The sequence below is a fragment of the Rhodobacter sp. SGA-6-6 genome, assembly GCF_011043545.1.
Taxonomy (GTDB): Bacteria; Pseudomonadota; Alphaproteobacteria; order Rhodobacterales; family Rhodobacteraceae; genus Pseudogemmobacter.
This window is the reverse complement of record NZ_JAAKGP010000002.1, coordinates 323875-344935: the sequence shown is the minus strand read 5'-3', so window position 1 is coordinate 344935 and position 21061 is coordinate 323875. Positions and strand designations below refer to the sequence as shown.

General features: G+C 69.8%; 21 protein-coding genes. 8 read left to right on the top strand and 13 right to left on the bottom strand.

Annotation, left to right across the window (positions count from 1 at the left end):
* Positions 1 to 141: 141 nt before the first annotated feature.
* The gene (locus G5B31_RS04935; protein ID WP_165014288.1) at positions 142 to 1614 is read right to left on the bottom strand and encodes a 2-isopropylmalate synthase; all 1473 of its coding nucleotides are present in this window, start codon (positions 1612 to 1614) and stop codon (positions 142 to 144) included.
* 115 nt (positions 1615 to 1729) lie between these two features.
* Between G5B31_RS04935 and G5B31_RS04930 the strand changes: the two genes are divergently transcribed.
* Both G5B31_RS04930 and G5B31_RS04925 read left to right on the top strand, forming a co-directional pair.
* Positions 1730 to 3388 (top strand): NAD+ synthase, encoded by a 1659-nt coding sequence (locus G5B31_RS04930; protein WP_165014287.1) that lies wholly within the window; start codon positions 1730 to 1732, stop codon positions 3386 to 3388.
* Positions 3385 to 3705, top strand: a complete 321-nt coding sequence (locus G5B31_RS04925; RefSeq protein WP_165014286.1) for a YnfA family protein — start codon at positions 3385 to 3387, stop codon at positions 3703 to 3705. Before G5B31_RS04930 ends, G5B31_RS04925 begins: the two co-directional genes overlap by 4 nt.
* Before the next feature lie 193 nt (positions 3706 to 3898).
* Here G5B31_RS04925 and G5B31_RS04920 read toward each other — a convergent pair whose 3' ends face one another.
* The gene (locus G5B31_RS04920; RefSeq protein WP_165014285.1) at positions 3899 to 4849 is read right to left on the bottom strand and encodes a 1-phosphofructokinase family hexose kinase; all 951 of its coding nucleotides are present in this window, start codon (positions 4847 to 4849) and stop codon (positions 3899 to 3901) included.
* A 172-nt stretch (positions 4850 to 5021) separates the two neighbouring features.
* Between G5B31_RS04920 and wrbA the strand changes: the two genes are divergently transcribed.
* A complete protein-coding gene (gene wrbA, locus G5B31_RS04915) occupies positions 5022 to 5618 on the top strand; it encodes an NAD(P)H:quinone oxidoreductase (RefSeq protein ID WP_165014284.1) in 597 nt (198 codons plus the stop codon).
* 234 nt (positions 5619 to 5852) lie between these two features.
* Here wrbA and G5B31_RS04910 read toward each other — a convergent pair whose 3' ends face one another.
* Together G5B31_RS04910 and G5B31_RS04905 are read right to left on the bottom strand one after the other, a co-directional pair.
* Entirely contained in the window at positions 5853 to 6785 is a 933-nt protein-coding gene (locus G5B31_RS04910; protein ID WP_165014283.1) for an MBL fold metallo-hydrolase, read from the bottom strand.
* 102 nt (positions 6786 to 6887) lie between these two features.
* Positions 6888 to 7298: a metallopeptidase family protein gene (locus G5B31_RS04905; protein ID WP_165014282.1), complete on the bottom strand. Its 411-nt coding sequence runs from the start codon at positions 7296 to 7298 to the stop codon at positions 6888 to 6890.
* Positions 7299 to 7369: 71 nt separating this feature from the next.
* On the opposite strand from G5B31_RS04905, the gene G5B31_RS04900 reads away from it, so the two are divergent.
* On the top strand, positions 7370 to 7792 hold the full coding sequence (locus tag G5B31_RS04900) for a DUF1801 domain-containing protein (protein ID WP_165014281.1): 423 nt from the start codon (positions 7370 to 7372) through the stop codon (positions 7790 to 7792).
* A gap of 37 nt (positions 7793 to 7829) precedes the next feature.
* Here the strand turns inward: G5B31_RS04900 and G5B31_RS04895 are convergent, their stop codons facing one another.
* On the bottom strand, positions 7830 to 9068 hold the full coding sequence (locus G5B31_RS04895) for a folylpolyglutamate synthase/dihydrofolate synthase family protein (RefSeq protein WP_205911823.1): 1239 nt from the start codon (positions 9066 to 9068) through the stop codon (positions 7830 to 7832).
* Between the two features lie 47 nt (positions 9069 to 9115).
* On the bottom strand, positions 9116 to 10030 hold the full coding sequence (accD, locus tag G5B31_RS04890; RefSeq protein ID WP_165014280.1) for an acetyl-CoA carboxylase, carboxyltransferase subunit beta: 915 nt from the start codon (positions 10028 to 10030) through the stop codon (positions 9116 to 9118).
* Positions 10031 to 10324: 294 nt separating this feature from the next.
* On the opposite strand from accD, the gene G5B31_RS04885 reads away from it, so the two are divergent.
* The gene (locus G5B31_RS04885; RefSeq protein WP_165014279.1) at positions 10325 to 10996 is read left to right on the top strand and encodes a hypothetical protein; all 672 of its coding nucleotides are present in this window, start codon (positions 10325 to 10327) and stop codon (positions 10994 to 10996) included.
* Positions 10997 to 11226: 230 nt separating this feature from the next.
* Here G5B31_RS04885 and recR read toward each other — a convergent pair whose 3' ends face one another.
* The 3 genes from recR to G5B31_RS04870 form a co-directional block, all read right to left on the bottom strand.
* Positions 11227 to 11829: a recombination mediator RecR gene (recR, locus tag G5B31_RS04880; RefSeq protein ID WP_165014278.1), complete on the bottom strand. Its 603-nt coding sequence runs from the start codon at positions 11827 to 11829 to the stop codon at positions 11227 to 11229.
* Positions 11830 to 11832: 3 nt separating this feature from the next.
* On the bottom strand, positions 11833 to 12186 hold the full coding sequence (locus tag G5B31_RS04875; RefSeq protein WP_165014277.1) for a YbaB/EbfC family nucleoid-associated protein: 354 nt from the start codon (positions 12184 to 12186) through the stop codon (positions 11833 to 11835).
* A gap of 134 nt (positions 12187 to 12320) precedes the next feature.
* Complete coding sequence (locus G5B31_RS04870; RefSeq protein WP_165014276.1) at positions 12321 to 14069, bottom strand: DNA polymerase III subunit gamma/tau; 1749 nt, start codon at positions 14067 to 14069, stop codon at positions 12321 to 12323.
* Between the two features lie 78 nt (positions 14070 to 14147).
* On the opposite strand from G5B31_RS04870, the gene G5B31_RS04865 reads away from it, so the two are divergent.
* On the top strand, positions 14148 to 14627 hold the full coding sequence (locus G5B31_RS04865) for a protein-tyrosine phosphatase family protein (RefSeq protein ID WP_165014275.1): 480 nt from the start codon (positions 14148 to 14150) through the stop codon (positions 14625 to 14627).
* Position 14628: 1 nt separating this feature from the next.
* Here G5B31_RS04865 and G5B31_RS04860 read toward each other — a convergent pair whose 3' ends face one another.
* From G5B31_RS04860 to G5B31_RS04845, 4 genes are read right to left on the bottom strand one after another with little or no spacing between them, the layout of a single operon-like run.
* Positions 14629 to 15882: an ABC transporter permease gene (locus tag G5B31_RS04860; RefSeq protein ID WP_165014274.1), complete on the bottom strand. Its 1254-nt coding sequence runs from the start codon at positions 15880 to 15882 to the stop codon at positions 14629 to 14631.
* A complete protein-coding gene (locus tag G5B31_RS04855; RefSeq protein ID WP_165014273.1) occupies positions 15882 to 16562 on the bottom strand; it encodes an ABC transporter ATP-binding protein in 681 nt (226 codons plus the stop codon). The genes G5B31_RS04860 and G5B31_RS04855 overlap by 1 nt, the downstream gene beginning before the upstream one ends.
* Before the next feature lie 3 nt (positions 16563 to 16565).
* Positions 16566 to 17021 carry a hypothetical protein gene (locus G5B31_RS04850; RefSeq protein ID WP_165014272.1) on the bottom strand — a complete coding sequence of 152 codons (456 nt, stop codon included), beginning with the start codon at positions 17019 to 17021 and terminating at the stop codon, positions 16566 to 16568.
* 58 nt (positions 17022 to 17079) lie between these two features.
* Positions 17080 to 18834, bottom strand: a complete 1755-nt coding sequence (locus tag G5B31_RS04845) for an alkaline phosphatase (protein ID WP_165014271.1) — start codon at positions 18832 to 18834, stop codon at positions 17080 to 17082.
* 201 nt (positions 18835 to 19035) lie between these two features.
* Here G5B31_RS04845 and G5B31_RS04840 point away from each other — a divergent pair, with 201 nt between their 5' ends.
* A complete protein-coding gene (locus G5B31_RS04840) occupies positions 19036 to 19872 on the top strand; it encodes a MurR/RpiR family transcriptional regulator (RefSeq protein WP_205911804.1) in 837 nt (278 codons plus the stop codon).
* A 24-nt stretch (positions 19873 to 19896) separates the two neighbouring features.
* The gene (locus tag G5B31_RS04835; RefSeq protein WP_165014269.1) at positions 19897 to 21015 is read left to right on the top strand and encodes an ABC transporter substrate-binding protein; all 1119 of its coding nucleotides are present in this window, start codon (positions 19897 to 19899) and stop codon (positions 21013 to 21015) included.
* The last annotated feature ends 46 nt before the right edge of the window (positions 21016 to 21061 follow it).

Genomic DNA, 21061 nt, shown 5'->3' with positions numbered 1-21061 from the left:
GAGAAGAGGTCTTCTTCAAATTCACCTGCCCCAAATATCCTCAGGGGGTTTGGGGGCAGAATGCCCCCATCAGTCGACAGCAGCCCCAGGCAACTCTGCTGGCCACAACTAAAGGAATGCGGCGGCAGCCGCTCCTTCGGGTCACGGATTGGCCGCGGGCTCCTCGGGCGTCGCGCCTTCCGCGGGAGCCGCGCCGTCGGCGGGGGCCTCGGGGGTGCCTTCCGGGGCGGCGGTCAGGATGCCATCCTGCCAGATGCCTTCCGCCACCTGGCCGGTCTTGTAGGTCATCCTGCCCGGCCCGCTGCGCTTGCCCGCCTTGAAGCTGCCCTCGTAGATGTCGCCCGAGGGATAGGTCGCCTTGCCCGTCCCGTCGATCTCGCCGGCCTTCCACTCGCCCACATAGGTGAAGCCGTCCGGCATCCGGATCTCGCCCTGGCCCTCGCGCAGGCCGGCCCTGAAGCTGCCGGTGTAGGTGGTGCCGTCCGGGTAGGTCGCCGTGCCGACGCCCTCGCGCGAGCCGGCCTTCCAGTCGCCCTCGTAGCGGTAGCCGTCCGGGTAGGTCATCACCCCGGTCCCCTCGGGCCGGGCGGCGACGAAATCGCCCTCGTAGACCAGGCCGTTGGCATAGGTGGCCTTGCCCTTGCCCTGGATCACCCCCTTCTCCCATTGCCCGGTATAGGTGGACCCGTCCGGATAGGTGATCGCGCCCTGGCCCTGCGCCTGGTCGGCCGCCATCGCGCCGACATAGACCGAACCGTCCGGATAGGTCACCGAGCCGGTGCCCTCCATCCGCCCCTCGACCCAGGAGCCTTCGTAGCGGAAACCGTCCTTCGCCGTGAACAGCCCCTGGCCGTGGCGGCGGTCGGCCTTGAACTCGCCCTCGTAGACATCGCCCGAGGCATGGGTGACCTTGCCCCTGCCCTCGCGCTGGCCGTTGACGAAGGGGCCCTCGTAGACATCGCCGTTGGGCTGGGTCAGCTTGCCGGTGCCGTTGATCTGCCCCCCCGACCAGTCGCCGGTGTAGGTCAGACCGTTCGGCATCACCAGCGTGCCCTTGCCCGCGCGTTCGCCCTTGACCAGCCCGCCCTCGTAGACGGTGCCGTCCGGGTAGGTGATCCTGCCCTGGCCCTCTTTCACCCCAGCCACCCAGTCGCCCTCGTAGCGGTAGCCGCCGGGGTTCTCGATCGTGCCCTTGCCGTGGTGCTGGCCGTTCTCGAAGGCGCCGGTGTAGACCGCGCCGTTGGCATAGCTGGCCTTGCCCTCGCCGGTCATCTTGCCGGCCACCCAGTCGCCCTCGTAGGTGCCGCCGTCGGCGAAGGTGATCTTGCCCTTGCCCTGCGGCTGGCCCTTGTCGAAGGCCCCCTCGTAGACCGAGCCGTTGGGGTATTTCGCCACGCCCTGGCCCTTGATCTCGCCGGCCACCCAGTCGCCGGAATAGCTGTAGCCGTTGGGCAGGGTATAGGTGCCGGTGCCGTCCTGCCTGCCGTTCCAGAAGGTGCCCTCGTAGACCGAGCCGTCGTCGTAGGTCTTGGTGACCACCTCGCCCTCGGACTGGGCCAGGGCGGGGCCTGCCGCCAGCGCCGTCAGCAGAAGAAGGGCCGTTACCTTGCGCATCGGTGTCTCCATCCGGGCGAATCCGGGGGGAAGGGTAAGACGCCGCCCTTGGCGCTGGCAAGCCGGGCCGCTACAACCGCCGGGAACGATTGGGCCCCGGACCTGGAGACGCGCGATGACCGATACCTTCCGCCTTATGCTGGCGCAGGCCGATCCCACGGTCGGCGACATCGCCGGGAATGCGGCGAAGGCGCGGGAATACTGGGCGAAAGGCCGCGCGGCGGGCGTCGACATGGTGGCGCTGACCGAGATGTTCGTCACCGGCTACCAGACCCAGGACCTGATCCTGAAGCCGGCCTTCCAGCGCGCGGCGCTGGACGCCGTCGAGGCGCTTGCGCGGGATTGCGCCGATGGCCCGGCGCTGGGGATCGGCGGGCCGGCGGTCCGCGACGGCCGGCTGTTCAACGCCTGGTGGGTGCTGCAGGGCGGCCGGGCCACCGCCATGGTGCTGAAGCATCACCTGCCCAACGATGCGGTCTTCGACGAGAAGCGGGTCTTCGCCTCGGCCGATGTCGCCGGGCCCTATGTGGTGAACGGGGTCCGCATCGGCACGCCGATCTGCGAGGACGCCTGGCACCCCGACGTGGCCGAGACCCTGCAGGAGACCGGGGCCGAGATTCTGCTGGTGCCGAACGGCAGCCCCTACCATCGCGGCAAGCCCAATCTGCGGCTGAACCTGATGGTGCAGCGCGTGGTCGAGACCGGGCTGCCGCTCTGCTATCTCAACATGGTGGGCGGGCAGGACGATCAGGTCTTCGACGGCTCCTCGATGGTGCTGAACCCCGGCGGCCATCTGGCGGTGCAGATGCCGCAGTTCGACGAGGCCACGGAGATCGTCACCTTCCGCCGCGGGCCGGAGGGCTGGCGGGCCGACGAGGGCACGAAAGCGCCGATCCCGCCCATCGGCGAGGCGGATTACCGCGCCTGCGTCGTCGGCCTTGGCGACTACATGCGCAAGACCGGCTTCTCGAAGGCCCTCCTCGGCCTCTCCGGCGGCATCGACAGCGCCATCGTCGCCGCCATCGCCTGCGATGCGCTCGGGCCGGAGAACGTCCGCTGCGTCATGCTGCCGTCCGAGTTCACCTCGGCCCATTCGCTGGAGGACGCCACGGCCGCGGCCCGCGCCCTCGGCTGCCGGCTGGACACCGTGCCGATCTCGGGCACGCAAGCGGCGGTGGGGCAGGCGCTGGCGCCGCTGTTCGAGGGCACGGAGCCGGGCATCACCGAGGAGAACATCCAGTCCCGCCTGCGCGGGCTTCTCCTGATGGCGCTGTCGAACAAGTTCGGCGAGATGCTGCTGACCACCGGCAACAAGTCGGAAATGGCGGTCGGCTATTGCACCATCTACGGCGACATGAACGGCGGCTACAACCCGGTGAAGGACATGTATAAGACGCGCATGTTCCTGACGGCGAAATGGCGGAACGAGAACCACCGGCCCTGGATGGAGGGCCCGGCGGGCGAGGTGATCCCGGAGCGGATCATCACCAAGCCGCCCTCGGCCGAGCTGCGGGCGAACCAGACCGACCAGGACAGCCTGCCGCCCTACGAGGTGCTGGACGCGATCCTGGAGGGGCTGGTGGAGAAGGACCTCTCGGTCGCCGAGATCGTGGCGCAGGGCTTCGACGCGGCCACGGTGAAACGGGTGGAGCACCTGCTTTACATCGCCGAATACAAGCGCTTCCAGTCCGCCCCCGGGGTGCGGCTGACGCAGAAGGCGTTCTGGCTCGACCGCCGCTATCCCATCGCCAGCCGCTGGCGCGACGGGACATGAGCCTCGCGCTCTACACCGCCGCCGCGCTGGCCGAGATCGCCGGCTGCTTCGCGGTCTGGGCCTGGTGGAAACAGGGCGCCTCGGCCTGGTGGCTGCTGCCCGGCCTGGCCTCGCTGGTGGCCTTCGCCTGGCTGCTGGCGCTGACCCCGGCCGATGCCGCCGGCCGCAGCTACGCCGCCTATGGCGGGATCTACATCCTCGCCTCGCTGCTCTGGCTCTGGCTGGTCGAGGGGCAGCTGCCCCGTCCCACCGACAGCCTCGGCGCCGCGCTGGCGCTGGCCGGGGCGGGCGTCATCCTCTGGGGCGCCCGGGGGTAGGAGATTGCGCGCCTTGGCTCGCGCAAGCCTTTCGTCTCGCCTCTGCGCGCAAGCGCGCAACCGGCTCGGAGGTGCCTCCGGCGGGGATATTTATCGGACAGGTGAAATGATGCAGAGGTCTTCCTGATTTCATCTGTCCATAAATATCCTCAGGGGGTTTGGGGGCAGAATGCCCCCAATGGCGCGGCAGCCGTCAGACCTCCACCGCCGTCGTCTCCGGCCGCAGCCGCATCACGTCCTCGGGGCGGCAGAGCTGGGTGGCGTCGGTCATCACCGCCGCCGCCGCGGCCGCGGCGCCCATGGCCAGCGCCTCGGCCTCGTCCTGGCCGCGGGCCTTGGCCAGCACCAGCGCCGCGACGAAGCTGTCGCCGGCGCCGACGGTGGACTTCACCTTCACCTTCGGTGCCGGCGAGAACAGCCGCCGCTCCACCGTCGCCAGCACGTTGCCGTCCGATCCGCGCGCCACCACCACCTGCCGCGCCACCCCGGCCCGCGCCAGCCCCTGCGCGAAATCGGCGGTGTCCCTGCGGCTTTCCAGCTTTCCCCCGGTCAGGCTCTCGGCCTCTTCCGCGTCCATCCGCAGCACTTCCAGCCCCGGGATCGGATTGCGCACCGCCTCGTTCAGCGGCTTGCCCGAGGTGTCCAGCACCACCCGGCTGCCCGGCATCGATTCGGCCAGTTGCGCCGGGAAATCCGCCGGCACCCCCGGCGGCTGGCTGCCGGAGATCACCGACAGGCCGCCCGGCCGCGCCGTGGCGCGCAGCAGGGTGAAGACCCGCGCCCGCTCGGCCTCGCCCCAGACCGGCCCCGGCAGCATGAAGCGGAACTGCTTTCCGGTCGTCCCCTCGGTCACCGTCAGCGACTGCCGGGTCTCGCCGGGGCCGAGGATCGACAGGAAGGTCACTCCCGCCGCCCGGATCAGCCCGGCCAGCCGGTCGCCGGTCAGCCCGCCGATGGCGACCAGCGCCAGGCTGTCGCCGCCGAGCGCCCGGATCGCGCGACTGACGTTCAGCCCGCCGCCGCCCGGATCCAGCAGCGGATCGGTGCAGCGCAGCTTCTGGCCGGGCAGGATCTCCGGCACCTCCGTCGCCATGTCCAGCGCGGGGTTCAGCGTCAGCGTCAGGATCGGGCTCTGCTCGGGCATCGGGGACCTCGGGTTCTGTTACCGCTATCATACCCCCGGGCGGCGGCGGTGGAAACACCCTGCCGCGGCTCTGCACCGGCGCACCCTTGCTGCGCGGACCTGGGGAATAGCCGGAACCCGGGGCGGGCCGTAGATGTTGGCCAATGGAACCCCGAACAACCGGAGAGCGCAGATGCCTGCCGTGAAACTCGCCATCGTCTATTACTCCACCTACGGCACCGGCCACACCATGGCCGAGATCGCCGCCGAGGCCGCCCGCGCCGCCGGCGCCGAAGTGCGGCTCTTGCGCGTGGCCGAGACCGCGCCGCAGGAGGTGGTGAACGGGCAGGAGGGCTGGAAGGCCGCCGCCGAAAAGCAGAAGGACATCAAGGTCGCCACGCCCGAGGACCTGGTCTGGGCCGACGCCTTCCTGTTCTCCTCGCCCACCCGCTACGGCCAGGCCGCCAGCCAGATGCGCGCCTTCATCGACACTTTGGGCCCGGTCTGGCAGCAGGGCGCGCTGGCGAACAAGCCGGTCAGCGCCATGACCAGCGCCGGCAACCCGCACGGCGGGCAGGAGGCGACGATCCTCGGCCTCTACACCAGCTTCATCCACTGGGGCAGCCTGATCGCGGCGCCGGGCTACACCGACGCGGCCGTGGGCGCGGCGGGGGGCAACCCCTATGGCTACAGCCACACCCAGGGCGCGCCCTTCGACGACAAGGCCAAGGCCGCCATCGGCCACCAGGCCAGGCGCCTGGTCGAGATCGCGGCGAAGCTGCAGGGCTGAGGCCGTTGGGGGCATTCTGCCCCCCATGCCATCGGTTTCTCGAACCGATGGCGAAACCGCTGGCATACCCCTGAGGATATTTGTGGCAGGTGAATTTGAAGAAGAACCCTTCTGCCTTTCACCTGCCCTTAAATATCCCCGCCGGAGGCAAGCCCGAGCCGGTTGCGCGGAACGCGCAGAGGCGAGACGAAAGGCTTGCGGCGAAGCCGCTCCTTGCAGCGACGGCCGCCGTCCTCACCCCGCCAGCAGGTGCTGGTAGCTCTGCGGCACGAAGCGGAAGCCGTCTCCAGATGCCTCGGCATAGCCCACGGCCGGGAAGGGCATGTGGTAGCCGATGAAGGGGATGCGGTCGGCGGCGATCATGCCGAAGACCTTCTTCCGCGTCTCCGCCCCCATCGCCTTGTCGGCGTCGAAGCGCACCTCCCAGTCCGGCCGCTGCAACGAGAAGACGTAGTGGTTGGCGGTGTCGGCGGTCAGCGCCAGCCTCTGGCCGTCGGATTCCACCATCCAGGCCATGTGTCCGGGGGTATGGCCGGGCGCCAGCAGCGCGGTGAGGCCGGAGACGGGGCTGCCGCCGTCGTCGAGGAAGGTCGTCTTCTCCGCCAGCGGCTTGACGTTCTTGTCGAAGCCCTCGTTCCCCGCGGCGGCCCAATGGTCGTATTCCGCCGTTCCGGTGACATAGCGGGCGTTGGGATAGAAGGGCGTCGCCCCGTCCGCCGCCATCAGCCCGCCGATATGGTCGCCGTGCATATGGGTCAGCACCACGATGTCCACCTGCTCCGGCCCGATCCCGGCGGCGGCCAGCGCCGCGCCGGTGCCCTCGGCCGAAAGCCCGGTGTCGAACAGCACCAGCTCGGCGCCGGTGTTCACCAGCACCGGGGTGAAGAAGTTCTGCGTCCGGTCGGCGGGCAGGAAATTCGCCTCGGCCAGCGCGGCGAAATCCTCGGGGCTGGCGTTCAGCCCGAAGGTCTCCTGCGGCTTGTCGGTGGTGCGGGTGCCGGCCAGCAGCGCGGTGACCTCGAAGGCGCCGAGGGGGAAGCGGTGGAACAGCGGCTGGCTGCCGCCCTGCATCTCGGCCCGGGCGAGGGCGGGGCCTGCCCCCAGGACGGGGGCCAGCGGAAGGGCGGCGGCGGCGATCAGCGCCTGTCGGCGGGACAGTCCGGTCATGCGATCCTCCTTCGGTTGATCCCGAAAGGATAGGCCGATCCCGGCCCGCGGCCCTTCACAGCGCCGTCATCTGGCGTGCATCAGCGCACAACCGGATGTGCATCATTCCCACCAGCGGTCGATCTCGGCGATCTCGGCATCGGACCAGCCGAAGTGATGCGCCAGTTCGTGGACCACCACATGGGTGACCAACTCGCCGATCGAGACATCGCCGCGCTCGGCCCATTCGTCCAGGATCGGGCGGCGGAACAGCCAGATCAGGTCGGGATGCTGCGGCTGGTCGGCGCTGGACTTCTCGGTCAGCGGGATGCCCTCGTAAAGCCCGGTCAGCTCGAAGGCGTCGTTCAGGTCCATCGCCTCCAGCACCTCGTCGGCGGGGAAGTCCTCGATCCGCAGCACCACCTGGGTGGCGGGGGTGCGCCAAGGCTCGGGCAGGGTGGAGACGGCCTCGTGCGCCAGCTGTTCGATCAGGGCAAGCGAGGGGGCGATGGTGTCGGGCGTGGGATTGGTCATGGCGGCAGGCTAGCGGCAAAGCCGGGGTGACGGAAGGCTCATGCCGTGTCAAGATGGCGGGAGGAGGGGCGATGGCCCAGAAGACGCAGAGCGCCCCGTTCGACCGCGCCGCATGGGAGGCGGGGCTGGAGCCCGCGCTGCGCGCCGAGGCGGCGGCGCTGCTGGCGCTGTTCTCGCGCGCGACGGGCTGGGAGCCGCGGCTCTGGGGCGGCTCGATGGTGGGCTTCGGCCGTTATGCCTATCGCTACGCCAGCGGCCATGCCGGGGAACCGCTTGCCACCGGCTTCGCCGCCCGCAAGATGGAATGGTCGGTCTACATCCTGCCGGGTTATGCCGACCACGGCGCGATCCTTGCGCGGCTGGGGCCGCACCGGGTAGGCAAGTCCTGCCTCTACCTGCGGCGGCTGGACCGGGTGGACATGGCCGCGCTGGAGGATCTGGTCCGGGCGGGGCTTGCCGATCTGGCCCGGCACTGGCCGGTGTATCCGGTCTGACGGGCCGCAGGGCCGGGCGCGCGCCCTCAGGTCTTCCCTACCCGTTCTCCTTCAGCACCTGTCCCGCCAGATAGAGCGAGCCGCAGATCAGCACCCTGGCCTGCGGGGTGATCGCCACGATCCGGGCCAGCGCCTCGGCGACCGATCCGGCGGCCTCGGCCTGCAGCCCGGCCGCGCGCGCCGCGTCGCGGGTGGTCTCGGCGGGAAGGGTGTTCGGCTCGCCGGGGATCGGCACCGCCCAGAGTTTCGCGGCATGGGCAGCGAGGGGCCGCATGTAGCCCTTCACGTCCTTGGTGTTCAGCATCCCGCAGATCAGATGGGTCTCGCGGGCGGGCATCCTTGCCAGCGTCGCCGCCACCGCCTCGCCCCCCGCCGGGTTGTGGCCGCCGTCGAGCCAGAGTTCCGCCCCCGGCGCGCTGTCCGCCAGCGGGCCCCGGCGCAGCCGCTGCATCCTTGCCGGCCAGACCGCCCGGGTGACGGCCGCCTCGGCCGCCGCCTCGTCACGGCCGAGCAGGCGCAGCGCGGCAATCGCCGCCCCGGCGTTCTGGATCTGGTGGGGGCCCGGCAGGTTCGGCAGCGGCAGGTCGAGCAGGCCGTTCTCGTCCTGATAGACCAGCCGGCCGCGTTCTTCCGAAACGCTCCAGTGCTGGCCATGCACCCAGAGCGGCGCGCCCAGCCGGGCCGCCTTGGCCTCGATCACCGCCAGCCCCTCGGGCTCCTGCGGGCCGACCACGCAGGGGACGCCGCGCTTGATAATCCCGGCCTTCTCGCCGGCGATCTCGGCCAGGGTTTCGCCCAGGTATTGCTGGTGGTCGATGGAGACCGGGGTGATGATGGTCAGCCGCGGCTTCTCCACCACGTTGGTGGCGTCCAGCCGCCCGCCGAGGCCCACTTCCAGCAGGGTGAAATCCGCCGGGATGCGGGAGAAGGCCAGAAGCGCGGCGCAGGTGGTGATCTCGAAGAAGGTGATCTCCTCGCCGCCGTTCGCCGCCACGCATTCGTCCAGGAGCGCCGCCAGCGCAGGCTCCGCGATCAGGTCTCCGGCCAGCCGGATGCGTTCGTGGAACCGCGCCAGATGCGGCGAGGTATAGGCGTGGACCCTGGCCCCGCCCGCCTCCAGCCCCGCCCGGATCATCGCCTGGGTCGAACCCTTGCCGTTGGTCCCGGCGAGATGGATCACCGGCGGCAGCCGGGTCTCGGGATGGCCGAGCGCGGCCAGCAGGCGATGCACACGGGTAAGCGTCAGGTCGATGACCTTGGGGTGGAAGGTCATCATCCGCTCGAGAATCAGGTCGGAGCCGGCGGGCGATCCGATGGTCTTGGTCACGCCTTGGCCTCCTCGGCCACCGGCTCGGGCGCGGGCGGGGCGAGGTCGCCCTTCACCGCCGGGGGCTGGCCGGTCAGCATCCGCAGGATCGTCACCAGCTCGTCGCGCATGTCCTTGCGGTGCACCACCCGGTCCAGCATCCCGTGGTCCAGCAGATATTCGGCGCGCTGGAAGCCCTCGGGCAGCTTCTCGCGGATGGTCTGCTCGATCACCCGGGCGCCGGCAAAGCCGATCTGGGCGTTCGGCTCGGCGATCTGCACGTCGCCCAGCATGGCATAGCTGGCGGTCACCCCGCCGGTGGTCGGGTGGGTCAGCACCACGACATAGGGCAGCCCGGCCTCCTTCAGCATCTGCACGGCGACGGTGGTGCGCGGCATCTGCATCAGCGACAGCATCCCCTCCTGCATCCGCGCCCCGCCCGAGGCGGAGAACAGCACCAGCGGCTTCTTCACCTTCACCGCCCGCTCGGCCGCGGCGATGATGGCATTGCCGACATACATCCCCATCGACCCGGCCATGAAGCCGAAGTCCTGCGCCGCGGCGATCACGCCGGTGCGGCCGATCTCGCCCTCGGCCACCAGCATGGCGTCCTTCTCGCCGCTGGCCTTCTGCGCGGCCTTGATCCGGTCGGGGTATTTCTTCTGGTCGCGGAAGCCCAGCGGGTCCGCCACCGGCTCGGGCACCTTCACCTCGGTGAAGATGCCGCCGTCGAACAGCGCCTTGAAGCGGTCGCGGGGGGAGATCGCCATGTGGTGGTCGCAGTTCGAGCAGACGTTCTGGTTCGCCGCCAACTCGCGGTGGAACAGCATGGTCCCGCATTCGGGGCATTTGGTCCACAGGTTCTCGGGCACCTCGCGGCGGGAGAACAGCGAGTTGATCTTGGGGCGGACGTAGTTGGTGATCCAGTTCATGCCTTGCAGGCCCTTCCGGTCGCGGCGGTCGTCTTCGAGATAGTCCGGCGGGGGGGCAAATGCAATCGGCAGGGGGCGGGGGCGGTCCGGCGGGAAGTGGCGGGGGGTCTGCCTTGCGGGGCGGGGCGACGGTCGGTTTCCTTCCGATCAAGATTGAGCCACCCGTGGCATCGAGAGCTAAGTGAGCGCTTTTTTGGGGGGGACGTAGGCCGGCCTCTAGTCATCGACAAATTTTTGCCGCTCTTCTGCAACATAAGACCCCGGAAGATTACTTCCGGGCACTCGGAGCAACCTTTGTCCAACACAAGTTTTCAGGAGCGTTTGCAACGCATCAGCGCCACTACACCGCAGCCAATGGTGCAGGGCAGCGGGCAAGGTCGTCCCGGCAAGGTGGGGATTGGTCGCATCGGCATGGCTGGGGCTGCTATGGTGCTTGGCCTGCAGATCGTGAAACTCGCCAATGAGAACTATGAAGCGATCCGCGACAGCCATGGCTTGGCGGCAGTTGCTGGAACCGCCCTTGTCGGCATGGTGATTGGCCTGACTGGGATCGTGCTGATCATACGCGCCTGCTTCAAAACCTTTGTTGCGTCCGCTGCCGTGGCGGAACATCAGGTGGGCCACTCATGTCCCGTCAGGAAGCCATCGAAGGCCGCACAGGTGCTTTTTTCACTTATGGGCTTTGCATTCGGCGTGATCTCATGCCTTGGCCTTGCCGTGGCGGCAGCCGCGCGGGTCATCGAAACAGAACAGGCACATGCCTTTTCATCTGGCAGCATCCTCGTCGCGTTTAGCTTCGCATTGGTATCAGTGCTCATCGGGCTGAGCGGGCTCTTTGCGCGCGGTCGCGGACTATTGCGTGTGCCGGTTTACTTCATGTTCGGGTGGATTCTGGCCTTCGTCACGTTCCGTATGATAAGGGTCAACTTGCTCGAATGGGAGCCGTTTACCAGCCATTTCCAGTAGGAAAGCAAGCCCTCAGGTCGGCTTTCGGTTGCGACGGCGCATACTTTTTCCTCGTGGTCTCTTACGCCACATGACCGTCAGCAACGGGCTCAAACCGACATCGCGCCTGGGGGAATACCTGATATGCTGCACCTGATATGCTGCGCAGGGCCGGGGGCATTTGCGGTGTCGGGAACGGGTCGGATGCCAGCTTCAACCAGCACGTCCGGCCGGTCGCCCCCCTCACGCGATCACAGCCGCCGCCGTGCCCGCAGCGCCGCGCCGATGGTGCCGTCGTCGAGGTAGTCGAGCTCGCCGCCCACCGGCACGCCCTGCGCCAGCGTCGTGACCTGCGCGGGCGTCGCGGCCAGCGCCTCGGCCAGGTAATGCGCGGTGGTCTGGCCGTCCACCGTGGCGGCCAAGGCCAGGATCACCTCGGTCAGCCCTTCCTCGCCCACCCGCCGCACCAGCCGCGGGATGCCGAGTTCGTCGGGCCCCACCCCGTCCAGCGCCGAGAGCGTGCCGCCGAGCACATGGTAGCGGCCGCGGAACACCTGCGCCCGTTCCATCGCCCAGAGGTCGGCGACATCCTCGACCACGCAGACCTCGCCAGTCGCCCGGGCCGGGTCGGCGCAGATCGGGCATAGCTCCTCGGTCGAGATGTTGCCGCAGACCCGGCAGTCCTTGGCCGTCAGCGCCACATGCGCCATCGCCTGCGCCAGCGGCGCCATCAGCTGCCCCCGCTTCCCCAGGAGCGCCAGCACCGCCCGCCGGGCCGAGCGCGGGCCGAGGCCGGGCAGCCGGGCCATCAGCTCGATCAACGCCTCGATGCCCGGATCGTCGGCCCCGGCCATGGTTCAGAACGGCAGCTTCATGTCGGCCGGCAGGCCGAGCGCCTCGGTCATCCGGCGCATTTCCTCCGCCTGGCGGGCGGCGCCCTTGCCTTGCGCGTCCTTGATCGCGGCGAGGATCAGGTCCTCGATCACTTCCTTCTCCGTCGGCACCAGGATCGAGGGGTCGATGTCCAGCCCCGTCACCTCGCCCTTCACCGTCACCCGGGCCTTGACGAGGCCGGCCCCGGCCTCGCCGGTCACCACGGTGCGGGCCATCTGCTCCTGCATCTCGGCCAGCCTGGCCTGCATCTCCTGGGCCTTCTTCATCATGCCCGCCATGTCGCCCAGGCCGCCCAGGCCCCCGAGACCCTTGAACATCGCAATCTCCTTTTGTTCCTTCCCCAGATACGGGGACAGCGGCATCGGTGCAAGGTTGCCGCCACAGCGGGGTCCCGATTTCCGCGCGGAAATCGGACCGGAATTCGCGCGAATTCCGGTGTGCGGCGGGCCGGTCACTCCTCGAACGGGTCCCAGTCGTCATCCACTTCCGGCTCCGCCTCCGGCAGGGCCTCGGCCGCGGCCTGGGCGGCAAGGTCCTCGGGCCGGCGGACAGCGGTGATCTTCGCGCCGGGGAAGGCGGTGAGGACGGCCTGCACCAGCGGGTTGTCCTCGGCTTCCGACTTCAGTGCCCTGTCCTGCGCCTCCCGCGCCTCGGCGATGGTCGGCGCGCCGCCGGAGCCCGTCACCGACACCCCCCACCGCGCCCCGGTCCAGCCCTGCAGCCGCTGGCCCAGCCTTGCGGCAAGGTCGGGCTTCGCCTCCGGCACCGGCTCGAACTCGATCCGGCCGGGGGAGTAGCGCACCAGGCGGACGCAATCCTCCACCTCCTTCAGCAGCAACATGTCGCGCTTGTCCCGGATCAGGTCGATCACCGCATCGAAGCTGGCGTAGACCTGCAACTGCCCCTCGGCCAGCGCCGGCGCCGCGGCCGCCATCACCGGCCCGCGCATCGGCGCGGCGGGCGCGCGCATCATCGCGCCATGCACCGGGCCGCCCCCGGCCGGAGCGCCCCCGGGCGCGCCGCCCGAAGGCCGCGGCCCATCGGTCAGCCGCTTCACCAGCGTCTCCGGGTCCGGCAGTTCGGCGACATGGGTCAGCCGGATCACCGCCATCTCGGCCGCCATCATCGCATTGGGCGCAAGGCCCACCTCCTCCATCGCCTTCAGCAGCATCTGCCACATCCGGCCAAGGCTGCGCATCGACAGCCGCCCCGCCATCTCCAGCCCCCGGGACCGCTCGTCCGGCGGCACGGTCGGGTCCTCCGCCGCCTCGGGCGTGATCTTGATCACCGAGATCCAGTGCGACACCTCGGCCAGGTCGCGCAGCACCGCCATCGGGTCGGCGCCATCGGCATATTGCGCCGCCAGTTCCGACAGCGCCGCCGCCGCGTCGCCGCGCATCACCATGTCGAACAGGTCCAGCACCCGGCCGCGGTCCGCCAGCCCCAGCATGGCGCGGACCTGGTCCACCGTGGTCTCCCCGGCGCCATGGCTGATCGCCTGGTCGAGGATCGAGGTCGCATCCCGCGCCGACCCCTCGGCCGCCCGGGTGATCAGCGCCAGCGCGTCGTCGCTGATCTGCGCGCCCTCGGCGGTGGCGATCTTGCGCAGGAGCGCGATCATCACCTCCGGCTCGATCCGCTTCAGGTCGAAGCGCTGGCAGCGGGAAAGGACCGTCACCGGCACCTTGCGGATTTCGGTGGTGGCGAAGATGAACTTCACATGCGCCGGCGGCTCCTCCAGCGTCTTCAGCAGCGCGTTGAAGGCCGAAGTCGACAGCATGTGCACTTCGTCGATGATGTAGATCTTGTAGCGCGCGCTTGCCGCCCGGTAGTGGACCGAGTCGATGATCTCGCGGATGTCGCCGACCCCGGTGTGCGAGGCCGCGTCCATCTCCATCACGTCGACATGGCGGCCCTCCATGATCGCCACGCAATGCTCGCATTTGCCGCAGGGTTCCGTGGTCGGGCCGCCGCTGCCGTCGGGGCCGATGCAGTTCAGCCCCTTGGCGATGATCCGCGCGGTGGTGGTCTTGCCGGTGCCGCGGATGCCGGTCATCACGAAGGCCTGGGCGATGCGGTCGGCGGCGAAGGCATTGCGCAGGGTGCGCACCATGGCATCCTGGCCGACCAGATCGGCGAAGGTCTCGGGCCGATACTTGCGGGCCAGGACCTGATAGGCTTTCTCGGGGGCGTCGGACATCGGGGACTCGGGACCTTCGGGTTTGCGCGCGCCAGACTAGGGCGCGGGCCGGGCAAGGTCCACCGGGAAGGAGGGCGGATGGCGCTGATGATCGCGAGCCTGCCGGCGGGCGGCGGGGAACTGGCGCTCTGCCCGATGCCGGGGCGGGGCGGAGCCTATGGCGCCGACCTGCGCGAGGTGCTGGCCTGGGGGCCGGGACTGGTGCTGACCATGGCGACGGCGGAGGAACTGGCGGCGAAGGGTGCGGGGGATCTGGCGGAGGACCTTGCCGCCCATGGCATCCGCTGGCGGCACCTACCGGTGGCGGACTTCGGCCTGCCGGAGGCGGCGGTCGCTTCGGCCTGGCCGGCGGTTGCCGCTGAGGCGAGGGCGGTGCTGGCGGGCGGCGGCCGGGTGCTGGTGCATTGCCTGGGCGGCTGCGGCCGGTCGGGCATGGCGGTGCTGCGGCTGCTGGTCGAGACCGGCGAGGCGCCGCAGTCCGCGTTGGCCCGCCTGCGCGCCGTCCGCCCCTGCGCGGTGGAGACCGAGGCGCAGTTCCTCTGGGCCTCGGCCGGGTAGGCTAGGCCTGTCCGCGCAGGCTGGCGACCGGGGATTGCCGGTAGGCCATCCAGGCCGGCAGCGCCGCCAGCAGCGCCGCAGCGGCCAGCAGCAGCCCCAGCCCGGCGAAATCGGCCGCGGCCAATTCCACCGGCAGGTCGAAGCCCTGCCGGTCGGCGATCATGCGGGACAGCAGCCGCGCGGCCAGCCAGCCGAGGACGAGGCCGAGTGCGACGCCGCAGGCGATCAGGGCAAAAAGCTCGCTCCAGACCAGCGCGAAGATCGCCCCCCGCGGCGCGCCGAGCGCCCGCAGCGCGCCGATCTGCCGCCGGCGCTGGCCGACATGGGTGATCGTCACCAGCAGCAGCGCCGCCGCCACCAGCCCCTGCGCCGCCGCGGCCACGGCGGCCAGCACCTGCCGCGCATCGCCCAAAGTGCCGTAAAGATTGGTCAGCACCTCGGCCGGGAAGATCGCCAGGGTGCCCTCCTCTACCCGATAGTCCTGCCGCAGCCGGTAGGCATCGGCGATGCTGGCGGGCTTCACCAGAATGGCCGGAACGTCGGGGGTTTCGCCATCGTGCCAATCCTCGGCCAGCGGCGCATCGGGGTCGAAGCCGGCGTGGCCGTGGTCATGGTCGTGATCCTCTTCCGCATGGTCGTGCGCTTCCTCCCCATGCCCCGCTTCCATCCCGTGCACATGCCAGACCGCCTGGATCGGCACCAGGATGGCGCGGTCCCAGGGGGTGCCGGTCGGCTCCAGCCGGCCCACCACGCGATAACGCACCTCGTCGTGGTCATGGCCGATCTCGCCATGGGTCGGGGTGATCCCGTCCCCAAGCGCCAGATCGACCCGCGCGCCGATCACCGCCTCGCCCTCGGCAGCGAACATCCGCCCTCCGGCGAAGCCGGGCGCGGTTTCGGCGATCAGCCGGGTGGTGGTGCCGACCACCGGATGGCCGCGGTGGAAATCGCCGAAGCCCACCGGCGCCGCCCAGGCCACGCGGGGATCGTCCTGCAACCCGGCCAGCACCTCGCCCGGCACCAGCGGCAGCGCGGCGGGTTGCAGGAAGACGGTGGAGAGCACCAGCTGCGTCTCGCTGCCCGGCGCGCCGATCACCAGGTCGAACCTGTCGGCGGCCCGGGCGCTGCCCAGCCGCAGCGCCCGCTCCTGCAAGGTGACGCCGGTGCCGAGCGCCACCGCCAGCGCGATCAGCAGCACGACGACGAAGGACCCGGCCTTGAGCCGGCCGAGATCGGCAAGGATGAAGCGCAGCATCAGGCGGCCCTTTCGGTGTCGTCGCGGATCAGTCCGCCGGCCAGCGCGATGCGGCGGGGCAGGCGGGCGATCAGGCCGGGATCGTGCGAGACCACGATCAGCGTCGCCCCGGTCCGCTGCGCCAGCCCGTCCAGCAGCGCGCCGAGGGCGGCGGCGTTGGCCGGGTCAAGGCTGGCGGTCGGCTCGTCCGCCACGATCACCCCCGGTTGGCGCAGCAGGGCACGCGCGACGGCGACGCGCTGCATCTCGCCGCGCGAAAGGGTTTCGACCTTCTGGCCGGGGCGGGTCAGGCCGACCTCGGCCAGCAACTCGCCCGCCCGGTCCGCCATCGCCCGGTCGGCGACGCGCGCCAGACGGGCGGGCAGCAGCACGTTCTCCAGCGCCGACAGCCCGGGAAACAGGTGGAAATCCTGCATCACCAGCCCGATGTTCGCCCCTCGCCAGCGGTCGCGCGCGCTTTCCGACAGCGCGGCGATGTCGGTGCCGCCCCACAGCACCCGGCCGCGGCTGGGGCGCTCCAGCCCGGCGATCACGTTGACCAGCGTCGACTTGCCCGAGCCGGAGGGGCCGGCGACGGCCAGCCTGCCGCCCGCAGGCAGCGTCAGCTCGGGGATGTGCAGGGCGGGGGCGTCTAGGCCGGGGAACAGCACCTGGATGCCGGAAAGATGCAGGTCGGGCATGGCTCAGACCGTCTCGAACCGCGCGTCGCGCAGGCGCAGCTGGCTGAGGAAGCCGGTGTCCGGGTCCATCCAGGACCCGCGCTCCAGAACGCCCCGCGCCTCGATCCGCTGGTTCGGATCGGTGAAGGTCTGCTTCGCGCGCAGGTAGACCACCAGGATGTTGTCCGGCCAGTCGGCATCGGTGGAGCAGAAGGGGCAGAGCGCCATCGGGATTTCCGTCAGCACGAAGAAATCCGCCTCGGCCTTCAGCGGCGGGGCCATGAAGCCCTGGATGGTCACCTCCTGCCCGGTCAGGTCCTTCACCTTGTCGGAGAACTCCAGCCCCAGCGGGCCGAAGGAGGCGTAAAGCTCGTCGAAGGACAGCTGCGCCGCCGCCCAGGCCGGGCGCAGCGCCGGGAGCGAAAGCCCGGCGGCCATCGCGGCCAGCCAGGACCTGCGGGTGAGAAGGGCGTCGGTCATCCTGTCCTCCGATGGATGCGGCCGCCCGGGAGAAATCCGGGCGGCCGCGTCTCGATCCTTACTTCTGCGCCGCGCCGAGGGCGAAGACATCGGCCAGCACCCGGTAGACGTCCGACTGCTCCATGTAGCCCTTGAACGCCTCGGCGCCGGGGCCGGAAGCCTGCAGCACCATGTCGTCCACGGAATGGACCGCGGTGTCGTTCGCGCGCGGCAGGTTGCCCTCGCGCAGCACCGCGCCGGGCCAGTCCTTGTAGGCCTCGTTGGCGACGTAGTTGCCCTCGGCATCCTGGATCGCCGGGACGAAGGGGCCGTCCAGCTTGGCGCCCCAGGTCTCGTAGTAGTCCGGGAAGTTCGAGGCGAAGATCGCCAGCGGCCGCTTCACGTCCACGCTGTCGGGATAGCCGTCGCCGTCGGCATCGACATAATCGGGGAAGCCCGCGTCGTCGTAGACGCCGACCTTCTCGCGCATCTCGTCGCCCGGCTTCTCGGTGTCGATGGTGCCGATCAGCGAGACGCCGTGGGTATGGTCGCCCGTCACCACCACCAGCGTGTCGGGGTTCTTCGCCGCGAAGTCGCGCGCCACCGCGACGACATGGTCAAGCTCGATGGTCTCCAGCACCGAGCGTTCCCAGTCCATCGGGTGGGACATCTTGTCGATCAAGGCGCCTTCGACCATCAGGAAGAAGCCGTCGGGGTTCTTCGACAGCTGCTCCAGCGCGGCGGTGGTCATGTCCACCAGCCCCGGCTGGTCGGGGAACTTGTCCACGGTGCCCTTCTTCAGCTGCTCGCGGTCCAGCCAGGTGTCCATGTTGCCGGTATGGAACAGCCCCAGCACGCGGCCGGTGTTGCTGCCCGAAGCCGCCGCCAGCTCTTCCTTCGTCGTGGCGATGGAATAGCCGGCGTCGCGGAACAGCTGGATGTAGTCCTTGTCGTCCTTGCGCTTCGAGCCCGGCACGTCGGCCTTGAGGAAATAGGCCGAGCCGCCGCCCAGGACCACCTCGGGCAGCAGGTCGTGGAACATGCCGACGATCTCGGCCTTGTCGCCGCGCTTGCGGGTGTGGGCGACCACGGCGGCCGGGGTGGCGTCCTCGATCTCGGCGGTCGAGACGATGCCGATGGATTTCTTCGTGGTGCGGCGCAGCGCCTCGGCGATGGTCTCCACCTTCGGGTCGTCGAAGCTGTCCGGCGTGCGGTCGGCATAGACGCCGAGCGCGTTCACCCTGCTCTTGTGCCCGGTCATGTAGGCCGAGGCGGTGTTGGCCGAATCGGTGGCGATGGAATGGGTCGAGGAGGTGCCGATGAAGGCCATGAACTCCAGGTCGTCCATCGCCAGCCGGCCGTTCGCCTTGCCCCCGGTCATGCCCTTGGCCATGATCCGGGCCGAGGTGCGGTGCGCGACCGACAGGCCGTCGCCGATGATGAAGATGATGTTCTTCGCCTTGGGCACCCCGGCGGTGCCGTAGACCTCCCAGGTGACCGCCTTGGCCTCGTCGCCCGCCTTGACCTCGACGGCGTAGCTGCCCGGCTCGGCCAGCGCCAGGTCGCGCAGGATCAGGGCGGAGCCGAGGACGGTATCGTCCTCGCCCTTCTCCTCGGCCACGAATTCGGCCGGCTTGCCGAAGACCTCGGCATAGGGCTTGCCGTTCACGGTGACGGCGATGTCGGCCTCGGCATGGACGGCGTCCAGCTCGACCTTGAAGTCGAAGGGCGACCCGGCAAGGATCGTCGCCCGGTCGAGCGGATAGATCTCGGCGGCCTGGACGGCGCCCGCAAGGATGGTGCTGGCCGCAAGGGCGGCAAGGGTGATGCGCATGGATACCTCTTCGGGGTTCGTGCAAATGGTCCCGCAGCCGCTCTAGCCGCCTTCCGTGACAGCAAGGGCGCAGGCGGATGACAGTAGGATGAAGCCCGCGGGCTGCTTGGGCCTCCCGCAGGATGGAAATCCTGCAGGAATCCGCTGACTCGCAGGTTTTCCTGCATAATGCTGAACCGACGCAAGGAAGGCTGCGACCCCATGACCCTGCTCACCCGCATCCAGGACAGTTCCGAACGGCTGACCGCCTCGGACCGCCGCATCATCGAGGTCCTGCTGGGCCAGCAGGGCGAGGCGGTGTTCCTGTCGGCCGCGCAGCTGGCGGAACGGGCGCAGGTGCACGAGACCACCGCTACCCGGCTGGCGCAGAAGCTGGGCTTCAGCGGCTATCCCGAGCTGCGGGCGCAGTTGCAGAAGGAGATGATGGCGGGCCAGGACGCCGCGGCGCGGATGCGCCGCTCGGTCGCCAAGGTGGCGGACGGCAGCTATCTGGCCGATCTGGTGCAAAGCGAGCTGGCGGCGCTGGAGCAGCTGGCCCGCAGCGTCGCCCAGTCGGACGTGGACATCGCCTCGGACATGATCGTCGCGGCGCGGCGGGTGTTCATCTTCGCGCAGGGCCATGCCACCGCGGTGGCGGCCTTCCTGCAACGGCGGCTGGACCGCTTCGGCATGGCCACGGTGATGCTGACCGGCCGCGGCCGCGACATCGCCGAGCGGCTGACCGGCCTCGGGCCGGAGGACCTGGTGCTGGTGCTGGCCTTCCGCAAGCAGCCTGCCGACTATGCGGCGCTGATGGGCCATGCCGCGCAGGTGGGCGCGCCCACGCTGCTGATCTCGGACCTGGCGGGGCCGACCATGACCCCGCCGGCCGGGCATCTGCTGGCCGCCCCCCGCGGAAGGTCGGGCACCGAGTTCCAGACCCCGATCGTTCCCCTGACCATCGTCAACGCCATCTTGCTGACCATCGCCGGCCGGCACGAGACCCAGGTCGTCGCCAAGCTGGAGGAGCTGGCGGGCCTGTTCGACCGCTTCGGATGACAACCATCTCTGGGAGGAGAGACCATGTTCAAGACCTTGAAGGCCGCGCTTCTGGCGGCGGCCTGCGTCCCCGGCCTGGCCGCGGCGCAGGATCTGGACCGGATGTCCAGCGATGAGCTTTATGCGCTGGCGAAGGAGGAGGGGACGGTGACCGTCTTCTCGCTCTCCAGCCGCATCGCCCGGGTGGAGAAGGCCTTCGAGGAAGCCTATCCCGGCATCGACCTGATCGGGCTGGACCTCAGTTCGGCCAAGCAGATCGCCCGGGTGGTGGCCGAGCAGGAGGCCGGGGTCCATGCGGTGGACGTGCTTTACATGGCCGATGCGCCGGTGGTGCTGCGCGACCTCTTGGCCCCTGGCCGCATCCACACCTATGTGCCGCCGCGGGTGGCCGACCAGCTGGACGCGCAGTTCAAGGCCCCGCTGCTGGTGCACCGCCTGTCCACCAAGGTGCTGATGTATAACGAGGCCGCCTACCCGGACGGCAGCCCGATCACCAACCTCTGGCAGCTGACCCTGCCGGAATGGCGGGGCAAGGTGATGATGGTCGATCCCACCCAGCGGGGCGAATTGCTCGACCTGCTGACCGAGATCGCGCTGCATCCCGACGAGATGGCCGCCGCCTGGAAGGCGCAGTTCGGCACCGACATCGAGGTGGACGGCGACCTGACCGGCGCCGGAGAGCAGTTCATCCGCAACCTGTTCCTGAACGACCTGGTGCTGGTGTCGAACAGCGACGACCTCAGCAAGGCGGTGGGGACCAAGGACGCCACCGACCCGCCGGTCGGCTTCGGCACCTATTCCGACCGCCGCGACAATGAAGAGGAAGGCTGGGCCCTGCAGGTCGCCAACGATGTGGAGCCGGCGAACGGCATCCTGTTCCCGGCGGTGCTGGCGGTGGCGGACAAGGCCCCGAACCCGGCGGCGGCGCGGCTGCTGATCGACTTCATGTTCGGCGACGACAGCGCCGACGGCGGCCCCGCCTTCGCGCCCTTCAACGTGCCGGGCGACTATGCCACCCGCACGACCATCGCCGACGACCCGGATTCGGTGCCGCTGGAGGAACTGAACGCCTGGACCATCAACACCGAGGCGGTGGCCGAGAACCGCGCCCGGATCGCCGACCTGATCATCACCCTGCAATGAGGCAGGCGGGACGCGGCCCGATGGCCGCGTCTCTCACCGGCGGAGA

Coding starts and splice junctions, on each gene's coding strand:
- G5B31_RS04935 (WP_165014288.1), bottom strand. CDS start 1,614: ATGCGCAAGGTAACGGCCCTTCTTCTGCTGACGGCGCTGGCGGCAGGC.
- G5B31_RS04835 (WP_165014269.1), top strand. CDS start 19,897: ATGTTCAAGACCTTGAAGGCCGCGCTTCTGGCGGCGGCCTGCGTCCCC.
- G5B31_RS04905 (WP_165014282.1), bottom strand. CDS start 7,298: ATGACCAATCCCACGCCCGACACCATCGCCCCCTCGCTTGCCCTGATC.
- G5B31_RS04920 (WP_165014285.1), bottom strand. CDS start 4,849: ATGCCCGAGCAGAGCCCGATCCTGACGCTGACGCTGAACCCCGCGCTG.
- G5B31_RS04895 (WP_205911823.1), bottom strand. CDS start 9,068: ATGATGACCTTCCACCCCAAGGTCATCGACCTGACGCTTACCCGTGTG.
- G5B31_RS04850 (WP_165014272.1), bottom strand. CDS start 17,021: ATGACCGACGCCCTTCTCACCCGCAGGTCCTGGCTGGCCGCGATGGCC.
- G5B31_RS04855 (WP_165014273.1), bottom strand. CDS start 16,562: ATGCCCGACCTGCATCTTTCCGGCATCCAGGTGCTGTTCCCCGGCCTA.
- recR (WP_165014278.1), bottom strand. CDS start 11,829: ATGGCCGGGGCCGACGATCCGGGCATCGAGGCGTTGATCGAGCTGATG.
- G5B31_RS04925 (WP_165014286.1), top strand. CDS start 3,385: ATGAGCCTCGCGCTCTACACCGCCGCCGCGCTGGCCGAGATCGCCGGC.
- accD (WP_165014280.1), bottom strand. CDS start 10,030: ATGAACTGGATCACCAACTACGTCCGCCCCAAGATCAACTCGCTGTTC.
- G5B31_RS04900 (WP_165014281.1), top strand. CDS start 7,370: ATGGCCCAGAAGACGCAGAGCGCCCCGTTCGACCGCGCCGCATGGGAG.
- G5B31_RS04930 (WP_165014287.1), top strand. CDS start 1,730: ATGACCGATACCTTCCGCCTTATGCTGGCGCAGGCCGATCCCACGGTC.
- G5B31_RS04865 (WP_165014275.1), top strand. CDS start 14,148: ATGGCGCTGATGATCGCGAGCCTGCCGGCGGGCGGCGGGGAACTGGCG.
- wrbA (WP_165014284.1), top strand. CDS start 5,022: ATGCCTGCCGTGAAACTCGCCATCGTCTATTACTCCACCTACGGCACC.
- G5B31_RS04860 (WP_165014274.1), bottom strand. CDS start 15,882: ATGCTGCGCTTCATCCTTGCCGATCTCGGCCGGCTCAAGGCCGGGTCC.
- G5B31_RS04910 (WP_165014283.1), bottom strand. CDS start 6,785: ATGACCGGACTGTCCCGCCGACAGGCGCTGATCGCCGCCGCCGCCCTT.
- G5B31_RS04870 (WP_165014276.1), bottom strand. CDS start 14,069: ATGTCCGACGCCCCCGAGAAAGCCTATCAGGTCCTGGCCCGCAAGTAT.
- G5B31_RS04875 (WP_165014277.1), bottom strand. CDS start 12,186: ATGTTCAAGGGTCTCGGGGGCCTGGGCGGCCTGGGCGACATGGCGGGC.
- G5B31_RS04840 (WP_205911804.1), top strand. CDS start 19,036: ATGACCCTGCTCACCCGCATCCAGGACAGTTCCGAACGGCTGACCGCC.
- G5B31_RS04845 (WP_165014271.1), bottom strand. CDS start 18,834: ATGCGCATCACCCTTGCCGCCCTTGCGGCCAGCACCATCCTTGCGGGC.